Source organism: Micrococcus sp. ACRRV (genome assembly GCF_022346985.1).
GTDB lineage: Bacteria > Actinomycetota > Actinomycetes > Actinomycetales > Micrococcaceae > Micrococcus > Micrococcus porci.
The window spans coordinates 1-8,121 of record NZ_JAKRNH010000109.1 but is presented as its reverse complement, the minus strand read 5'-3'; the positions used below and the strand labels follow the sequence as shown (position 1 = coordinate 8,121).

The 8,121-nt window shown below is 77.2% G+C and carries 9 protein-coding genes; 6 read left to right on the top strand and 3 right to left on the bottom strand.

What is annotated here, in order from left to right; all coding sequences use genetic code 11:
• From MHY29_RS10185 to MHY29_RS10170, 4 genes are all read left to right on the top strand, one after another.
• The coding region (locus MHY29_RS10185; RefSeq protein WP_239240944.1) for a PspC domain-containing protein at positions 1 to 1,074 on the top strand (1,074 nt) is incomplete at its 5' end.
• Between the two features lie 55 nt (positions 1,075 to 1,129).
• Positions 1,130 to 1,420, top strand: a complete 291-nt coding sequence (locus MHY29_RS10180; RefSeq protein ID WP_224356557.1) for a PspC domain-containing protein — start codon at positions 1,130 to 1,132, stop codon at positions 1,418 to 1,420.
• 163 nt (positions 1,421 to 1,583) lie between these two features.
• Positions 1,584 to 2,615, top strand: a complete 1,032-nt coding sequence (locus MHY29_RS10175; protein ID WP_224356556.1) for a 6-phosphofructokinase — start codon at positions 1,584 to 1,586, stop codon at positions 2,613 to 2,615.
• Positions 2,612 to 3,364 (top strand): hypothetical protein, encoded by a 753-nt coding sequence (locus tag MHY29_RS10170; RefSeq protein ID WP_239240941.1) that lies wholly within the window; start codon positions 2,612 to 2,614, stop codon positions 3,362 to 3,364. The genes MHY29_RS10175 and MHY29_RS10170 overlap by 4 nt, the downstream gene beginning before the upstream one ends.
• Here the strand turns inward: MHY29_RS10170 and MHY29_RS10165 are convergent.
• The 3 genes from MHY29_RS10165 to MHY29_RS10155 all read right to left on the bottom strand — a co-directional run bounded on the left by MHY29_RS10165 (position 3,348) and on the right by MHY29_RS10155 (position 6,242).
• Positions 3,348 to 4,571 (bottom strand): folate-binding protein YgfZ, encoded by a 1,224-nt coding sequence (locus tag MHY29_RS10165; RefSeq protein ID WP_370643510.1) that lies wholly within the window; start codon positions 4,569 to 4,571, stop codon positions 3,348 to 3,350. The two genes, MHY29_RS10170 and MHY29_RS10165, sit on opposite strands and share 17 nt — an antisense overlap.
• Positions 4,568 to 5,248 (bottom strand): FABP family protein, encoded by a 681-nt coding sequence (locus MHY29_RS10160; RefSeq protein WP_224356554.1) that lies wholly within the window; start codon positions 5,246 to 5,248, stop codon positions 4,568 to 4,570. The genes MHY29_RS10165 and MHY29_RS10160 overlap by 4 nt, the downstream gene beginning before the upstream one ends.
• A gap of 187 nt (positions 5,249 to 5,435) precedes the next feature.
• Positions 5,436 to 6,242 (bottom strand): hypothetical protein, encoded by an 807-nt coding sequence (locus MHY29_RS10155; protein ID WP_224356787.1) that lies wholly within the window; start codon positions 6,240 to 6,242, stop codon positions 5,436 to 5,438.
• A 106-nt stretch (positions 6,243 to 6,348) separates the two neighbouring features.
• On the opposite strand from MHY29_RS10155, the gene MHY29_RS12340 reads away from it, so the two are divergent.
• Together MHY29_RS12340 and mshD are read left to right on the top strand one after the other, a co-directional pair.
• The gene (locus MHY29_RS12340) at positions 6,349 to 7,029 is read left to right on the top strand and encodes a response regulator transcription factor (RefSeq protein WP_286670236.1); all 681 of its coding nucleotides are present in this window, start codon (positions 6,349 to 6,351) and stop codon (positions 7,027 to 7,029) included.
• Positions 7,030 to 7,063: 34 nt separating this feature from the next.
• On the top strand, positions 7,064 to 8,020 hold the full coding sequence (gene mshD / locus MHY29_RS10145; protein WP_224356553.1) for a mycothiol synthase: 957 nt from the start codon (positions 7,064 to 7,066) through the stop codon (positions 8,018 to 8,020).
• Positions 8,021 to 8,121 lie beyond the last annotated feature (101 nt).

Genomic DNA, 8,121 nt, shown 5'->3' with positions numbered 1-8,121 from the left:
ACCCGTCCCCTCCCCCCGGGGCCCGCCAGCGACGCCCGCTCCCGGAGCGCCGGCACGGACGGACCGGCACCCGACGGCCTCGAGGTCCTGCCGGTCTGGCTGCGCCGCCCGGTGGAGGGCTGGGGCGTGCGCCGGTCGCGTTCCTCCTGGGTCGGCGGGGTGCTCGCCGGCGTGGCCGAGCGCTACCGGATCGACCCGCTCCTGTCACGCGGCGTGTTCGTGGCGCTGTGCGTGGTCTCGGCCGGGATCGGGCTGCTCGGGTACGCCCTGGCGTGGGCCGTCCTGCCGGACGCCGACGGGCGGGTCCACTACGGCCGCCTGCGCCGCGGCGAGTGGTCCGACGCCCCGGTCGCCATCGCCGCGATCGCCGCGATCGGCGCGCTCAACGTCGTGCTCGGGGCGGGCTTCACGCTGATCGCCCCCGTCCTGGGCGGCCCGGGCTCCCTGATCGGCCTCACCGCCCTGGCCGTGCTGGTGTGGTGGCTCGTGACCCGATGGGACGGCGAGGGCGAGCGCCGCATGGCCCCGGCTCAGCCCGCGCGCGACGCGGCCGCGCGCCCGGCGGCCGAGCCCTCGTGGTACCTGCGCCGCCACCGGCCGGAGTCCGCCACCGTGGACGCCCACGGCTTCCGCTCCGACTGGATCGACCCCGAGACCGGCTCCTGGCGCGAGCAGCCGCACAGCCGCGAGCACCGGGCCGCGGCACGCCTCGCGGAGGCGCAGGTCCGCGCCGCCGGCCAGGCCGCGGGCCGCCGTCCCGCCGGCACAGGGCGTGGCTCCCACAGCGCGGTGAAGCCCCTCCTGGGCCGGGGGACGCGGATCGCGACGTGCGTCGTCGCCGCGGGCGTGGCCCTGACGGTCTCGCTCGCCATGGTCCTGGGCAACGTGTCGACGTCGGCCACCCTGTTCCCCGTCTGGCCGGCATTGGCCGCCCTGGGCGTCATGGCGGCGGTGATGACCGCGGGACTCCTCCGCGGCCGCCGGCCCGGGCTCCTCGCTCCGCTGAGCGGCATCCTGGTGGGGGTCGTCGCACTGCAGGTCTGCGCCCACCTCCTCTTCACCCCGCTCCCCTGACACGGCCGACGTCGCCGTCCGCCGTCGACTCCTCCTCCCGCCGAAAGGACCCCCGATGACCCCCGTCTCCCGCCCTCGCCCCGGCGGCGCGCGCCGCACGCCCCTCACGCCCGTCTTCGACGGCATCCGCGCGCTGGGGTTCCGTCGCACCCGTCCCCGCCTGGTCGGCGGCATCGCGGCGGGCCTGGCCGCGAACACGGGCGTCGACGTCTGGCTCATGCGCCTGGTCCTCGTCCTCGTGGGCCTGCTGCCGGTGCTCGGCCTCGGCGCTTACCTGGTGGTCTGGGCCCTCACCCCGTGGGAGGACGGCGTGATCCCCGCCGAACGCGCCCTCTCCGGCGCCTGAGCCGCCCCGGCACCGGAGGCGCCCCGACCGCGCCACCAGACCGCCCTGACCGCCCGCCGGCTGGGGCGGTCGCCCGTCTCCTGACGCGGCGACGGCCCCCTGACTAGGGTGGTCGAGGGCGTCTTCCGACGCCCTCCCCGCACCGATCCCAGGAGGACACCCCATGCGAGTCGGCCTGCTCACCTCCGGTGGCGACTGCCCCGGCCTGAACGCCGTGATCCGTGCCGCGGTGCTGCACGGCATCAAGACCTACGACATGGAGATGGTGGGCATCCGCAACGGGTGGGCCGGCATCATCGAGCAGGACGTCGAGGACCTGCCCCGCACCCGCGTGCGCGGCCTGGCCCGCACCGGCGGCACCATCCTGGGCACCTCGCGCACCCATCCGTACGACGCCGACGGCGGCGGCCCGGAGAACATGGCGCGCAACCTCCGCGAGCTCGGCATCGACGCGGTCGTCGCGATCGGCGGCGAGGGCACCCTGGCCGGCGCCAACCGCCTCGCCCAGGACGGCCTGCCCGTGGTGGGCGTGCCGAAGACCATCGACAACGACCTCCAGGGCACCGATTACACGTTCGGCTTCGACACCGCCGTGGAGATCGCCACGGACGCCATGGACCGCCTGCGCACGACCGGCGAGTCCCACCACCGGTGCATGGTCGCCGAGGTCATGGGACGGCACGTCGGGTGGATCGCCCTGCACTCCGGCATGGCCGCCGGCGCGCACGCCATCCTGATCCCCGAGGTCCGCACGCCGATGTCGCAGGTCGCCGAGTGGGTCACCCAGGTGCACGAGAAGGGGCGGTCGCCGCTCGTCGTCGTCGCGGAGGGCTTCATCCCCGAGGGGCACGACGACCCCCTGGCCGACGCGGGCATGGAGGCCTCCGGGCGTCCGCGGCTCGGCGGCATCGGCGAGTGGGTCACCCGCGAGATCGAGGAGATGACCGGGATCGAGACCCGCAACACGGTGCTCGGCCACATCCAGCGCGGCGGCGCCCCCACGGCCCGCGACCGCGTGCTCTCCACCCGCTTCGGCATGGGTGCGATCGACCTCGCCGCCCAGCACCGCTGGGGCTCCATGGTGGCCGCCCGCGGCACGGACATCATCACCATCCCGATGAGCGCGGCGCTCAAGGGGCTCAAGGAGGTCCCCCGGGAGCGCTACGACGAGGCCAAGGTCCTCTTCGGCCGGTGACGGCCGCGGAGCCGCTGCCCGAGCACGTCCGGGAGCTCGTCGCCCTCGCCTGGGGGCGGGCCCTCGGCGTGCCCGACGACGTCGCCGCCCTCGCCCGGGCCACCGGCCGGCGGGTGGCGCTGCCCCGCCCGGCCGGCCCCGAGACGGACATCCTGCTGCTGGAGGCCGCCGGCCTCGAGGTCCTCGCCGGGCCGGAGCCACTGCTCGCCGCCGCCGCGGACCGGGCGACCGAGGAGCTCGCGCTGGAGTCGACGCTCCTGCGCCTGGCCTCGGGATGGGGTCCGCGCTCTCGCGGCGAGCACACCCTCCTCCACCTGGACGAGCCCCCGGAGGTGGCCCCCTCCGGGCGGGTGGCGGTCTCCGACGACCCGGCCGACGCCGCAGCCCTGGCCCGGGAGTGCCCCGCCGACGACGCCCGTGCCGCGGGGCTCGACGAGCTCCACGCGGTGCGCACCCTCGTCCCCGACGACGGAGCGGGCCGGGCGACCGGGACGCCGCTGGCGGCCGCCGGGCACGCGACCCGGGCGGGTCTCCTGGCGGACGTCCGCGTGCTGGTGCGCCCCGAACTGCGCGGGCGCGGCCTGGGCGCCTATGCCGCGGCGGTGGCCGCCGGGGCCGCCTGGGACGAGGGCCTGGTGCCGCAGGCGCGCGTGTCCGCCGCGCAGGACGGGGCCCTGCGCCTCGCGCTGGGCGTCGGCTTCGTGCCCACGGGCCGGCTGACCCGCGTCGAGCTCACGCGCGCCGGCTGAGCCCCGCGGGGCGGCCGACCACCTGGCCGGCGTCGGGCGAGACGAGCGCCTGCTGGGACGCGGCGATCCACTCGGGCTCCCCGCCGGCCGCGGCCTCCTCCCGGACGAGGAGCTCGGCGGCCACGGGAACGGCCCGCTTGAGCACCGCCAGGGCGACCGCCCCGGCCTCGTGGTGTTGGACCGCGCTGGTCACGGTGCCGACGGGACGGGCGGCGGCTCGCGCGTCGGCCGTGTCCGGCTCGGGGCGCAGGGTGACGGCCGCCCCCGCGGCGGGGAGGGCATGCGAGGAGCCGTCCAGCAGGAGCTGGGTGAGCCGCCGCGGCGGACGGCCCAGGTTGTGCACGCGGGCCACGGTCTCCTGCCCGCGGTAGCAGCCCTTCTCCAGGTGGACGGCCGTGCGCAGGATGTCGAGCTCGTGCGGGATGGCGCGGGCGTCGGCGTCCACGGCGGGACGGGGGCGGCCCGCCTCGATGCGCAGGGCCTCCGCCGCGAGGGCGCCGGCGAGGGACCAGCCCTCCAGCTCCCCCGTGCCGAGCCGGTCGACGGTGGCCACGAGGTCGCCGCGGGTCACGAGGTACTCCCGCCAGGACCAGCCCGCGCCCGGGTGCGCGGCCGGGTCTGGGTCCACGGAGTACGGCCAGCCGCCGACGTCGACGCGCGGCCACGGGTCGAGCCACACGGTGCGGTCCTCCCAGCCGGGCACCGGGGCCATGGCCCCGACCACGGCGACGACGCCCGTGTGGTCACGCAGGGTGACGCGGTGGGAGAACACCATGGAGCGCAGCCACGTGACGAGGACGTCGGCGTGGGCGGGATCGGCGATCAGCCAGGCGGCGGCGCCGTCCTCCAGCAGGTGCACGGCGATCTCGATGCGCCCGTTCGCGTCCAGGAAGAGGGCCTCGGTGCTGGTGCCCGCGGGACGGTCCTTCAGGTGCTGTGTGCTCAGCGTGTGCAGCCAGGAGAGCCGGTCCGGGCCGGAGACGGACACGACCGTCTTCTGCGAGAGGTCCACGAGCGCCCGGCCGCGGGCGAGGGCGCGCTGCTCGACGAGCGGACGGCCGTAGTGGGCCGCGACGCCGGCGTCCTGGCCGACGCCCTCGACCGCGCCCTCCGCGGGGCCGCCGGGAGCGGCCGGGGGCGGGGCCAGCAGCGGGCTGCGCCGCGCCGCCCTGAGGGCGGAGGCGGGCTCGGGACGCGGCTCGGTCACGCGCCCTGCTCCGGAGCTCGCCCGCGCTCCCCCCGGGGTCGGGGTGCGCCGGGGGCAAGCCGACCCTCGGAGGGGTCCGGCATGCGGTCCAGGATGGCGGAGGCGTGGACCTCCATCGGGCCCTCCACGGCGGGGGACGAGTCCCAGCGCCAGAACAGCTGGCCGTTCACCAGGCCGGCCATGCGGGTGGCGCGGGCGTACTCGCCGGCGGCCGCGCCGCGCAGCAGGGAGTCCATCACGATCTGCACCTGCGGGCCCTTGATGCGCCCGTAGTAGAGCTCGGCCAGGGAGCCCGGGTGGGTGATGGTGGCGGTGATGCGGAAGGCGCCGTCCTCGGAGCGCAGTGCCTCCACGTCCTCGGCGGAGCGATAGGCGGGGACGATGTCCGCAGGCACCATGCCGGGGCCGACGTCGCCGTCCTGCCGCGCGCGGTCCACCTGCCAGAAGCCGGACTCCACGGTCAGCGGGCGCAGCAGGGTGCCGTCCGCCTCGCAGAGCCAGGACTCCGCGCGGTACTCGACGAACGGGAGGCCGTGCTCGACGAAGTCGACGCGCTGGTAGAAGATGTCCGTCCCCTCGGAGCCGTCGCCGAGGCGTCCCTGCCCCTCCCAGCTGCCGATCAGCCAGGACAGCGGGGCGAGCTCGGGGGTGAGGTCGTACGGGAGTTCAGTGGCCATGACGACGCACGGCACGGCCCCTCAGCGGGGCCGTGCGCTCAGCGCTGGCCCTTGAAGAGGCCGCCGACGACGAGGGCGGCCACGGCCGCCATGCCCAGGCCCGCCAGCACGACGAGGACGAGGAAGAAGATCTCGAGAGCAACAATCGAATCCATGCTCGGCATCCTATCCCGGGAGCGCCCCCGGGTCAGGCCAGGAAGCCGAGCATGACGTGCCCGACCACCCCCGCCGCCCCCACGGGGGCCATCGCCAGCGCATAGCCGGCGCGCCGCGGGGAGAGCGTGGTGCCCACGACGCGGTCCTCGGGCAGCGGGCGGGAGGAGGGCGCCGCCGCGGCCGTCAGGGAGACGAGCCCCGCCGTGCCCAGGGCCGCCGCCGCGTACACCCACGCGGTGTGGGCGGGGGCGCCGAGCAGCAGGGACACCAGCGCCGCGACGACCCCGGAGGCCGGCACCATCACGAGGGCGAGCACCCGCGGGCGCCCCTGCATGAACGGCGTCAGGCCGATCAGGGACGTGACGATCAGGGTGGCCGCCAGCGTGACCACGAGTCCGGTGGCGCCGGGGGCCTCGCGGTGATGCGCGAGCGGGACCCACGAGGCGGCCAGGAGGCACACGAGGACTCCGCCCATGGTGGTCACCGTGGACTCCAGGCGCAGCGGCCGGCCCGTCCCGCGCACCAGCTGCACGATGAACGACGCCATCGTGCCGAACGCCAGGACCACGGCCAGCGGCTCGAACAGCGCCCACGCGCCGCGCGGACCGGCGTCGCCGCGCGGCCACAGCACCATCACGAGCACGCCGAGCACGCCCGCCACGAGCATGGTGAGGGTCAGCGAGAGACGGGCGGGGGCGCCCATCTGACGGGGCCAGCCGAAGGCGATCACCGCGATGACGAGGCAGGCCGCCACCGCAGCCGGGACCGGGCCCAGCAGGGCCGCTCCCCCGAGGACGAGGGCGGCGAGGGCCGCGCTCAGGGCCATGGACAGACGCATCACGCCCCCCATCCTGCCAGGCGCGCCCGATCGGTATCCTCGACGGCGGGCCGGCGTCACACGCGGGCGCCGGCAGCGCCGGCACGGACGACGTCGAGGGGGCGCCATGGCGCGGCTGCTGATGCTCACGCGCGCCGCGTCCGCCGTGGAGGTGCTCCCCGCGCTCGACCTCCTCACGCACGACGTCGAGCGCGCCGACCCCCGCGCCGCCCTCGCCGCCGGCCGGGAGGACGTCGACGGCGTGCTGCTCGACGCCACCTCCGGCCTGGCAGAGGCGCGCACCCTGGCCCGGGACCTGGCGTCCCTGGCGCCGGAGGTGCCGGTGGTGGCGGTGATGGCCGAAGGTGCCCTCACCGCGGTGGGCCCGGAGTGGTCGCTCGCGGACATCGTGCTCACCGGCGCCGGACCCGCCGAGGTGGACGCCCGCGTGCGCCTGCTGCGCCCCGCCGACGCGCCGGTGGCCGGCGGCGCGGCGGAGCGGCTGGCCGTGGGCGGCGTGGAGATCGACCCGGTCGGCTACCGGGCCCGCCTCGACGGACGCGCCCTGAACCTCACCTTCCGCGAGTTCGAGCTGCTCAAACACCTCGCGCAGAGTCCCGGCCGGGCGTTCTCCCGCGAGCAGCTGCTCCGGGAGGTGTGGGGCGACGACTACTTCGGCGGGACCCGCACCGTGGACGTCCACGTGCGCCGCCTGCGCGCCAAGCTCGGCCCGGACCGCGAGCAGATGATCGGCACCGTCCGCAACGTCGGCTACCGGTTCACCCCCCGCCCCGACGGCGATGCCTGACGGGCCTGGCGTCCGGCGGCCTAGGGTGTGGGCCATGTCCGAGCAGCCCGCCTCCCCCGCCCTCCCGCCGACGCCCGGCGTCGTCTCCCCCGGAACGCCGTCCGACGTGGACGCCGCCCTCGCCCTGGCGGACCGCGCCCACCGCTCCGACGGCCACCCCCCGCTGAACGACCAGACGCGCGCGGTCCTGGCGCGCGATGCGCAGCGGTGGTGGGGCCTGACCCGCGACGAGGCGGGCGCCGTCACCGGCGTGGCGGTCCTGGCACCGGAGGGCGAGGCCGCGGGGCCGGGCGTCGTGGAGCTGGCGGTGGACCCGGCGCACCGCGGCGCCGGCCTGGGCGCCGCCCTGGCGGAGGCCGCGGCGGACGCGGTCCGCGAGCGCGGGGAGGCGCGGCGGACCAGCGCCTGGGCGCACGGCGCGCTGCCGGGGGCGCTCGCCCTGGCCCGCCGTCACGGCCTCGAGCCCGTGCGCGAGCTGCGCCGGATGCGCCTGGACCCCGCCGGACTGGGGGCGCTGCCCCCGACGCGGCTTCCCGAGGGCGTGACCCTGCGCGGATTCGTGCCGGGCCGCGACGAGGACGCCTGGCTGGCGCTGAACGCCGCCGCGTTCGCCGACCACCCCGAGCAGGGCTCCCTCACCCGCGCCGACCTGGACGCCCGGGAGGCCGAGGACTGGTTCGAGGCCGCCGGGCTGCTCTTGGCCGAGGACGCCGAGGGCACCCCGGTGGGCTACCACTGGACGAAGGTGACCCCGGCGGAGGCGGGGGCGCCGTCGGAGGGCGAGGTGTACGCCGTCGGGATCTCCCCCGCCGCCCAGGGGCGCGGCCTGGGGCGTGCCCTGACCCTCGCGGGGCTGCACCACATGGCCGGCCGCGGCGTGGACGCGGTGGACCTGTACGTGGACGCGGACAACGTGCCGGCGGTGCGGCTCTACGAGTCCCTCGGCTTCGCGCTGGCCGCGGCCGACGTGCAGCTGCGCCCCGCCCGCTGACGGTCCGGGCGCGGGCCCGTGGGCGGGCGACCGCGACCCGCGGCACCGCGTGACGCGTCCCCTATCCTGGGACGGCATCCCCGACCCCATCCCCCCGGAGG

Bases quoted from the DNA above. Each gene is read 5' to 3' on its own strand.
- MHY29_RS10180 (WP_224356557.1), top strand. From the start codon at position 1,130: ATGACCCCCGTCTCCCGCCCTCGCCCCGGCGGCGCGCGCCGCACGCCC.
- MHY29_RS10175 (WP_224356556.1), top strand. From the start codon at position 1,584: ATGCGAGTCGGCCTGCTCACCTCCGGTGGCGACTGCCCCGGCCTGAAC.
- MHY29_RS10160 (WP_224356554.1), bottom strand. From the start codon at position 5,248: ATGGCCACTGAACTCCCGTACGACCTCACCCCCGAGCTCGCCCCGCTG.
- MHY29_RS10155 (WP_224356787.1), bottom strand. From the start codon at position 6,242: ATGCGTCTGTCCATGGCCCTGAGCGCGGCCCTCGCCGCCCTCGTCCTC.
- MHY29_RS12340 (WP_286670236.1), top strand. From the start codon at position 6,349: ATGGCGCGGCTGCTGATGCTCACGCGCGCCGCGTCCGCCGTGGAGGTG.
- mshD (WP_224356553.1), top strand. From the start codon at position 7,064: ATGTCCGAGCAGCCCGCCTCCCCCGCCCTCCCGCCGACGCCCGGCGTC.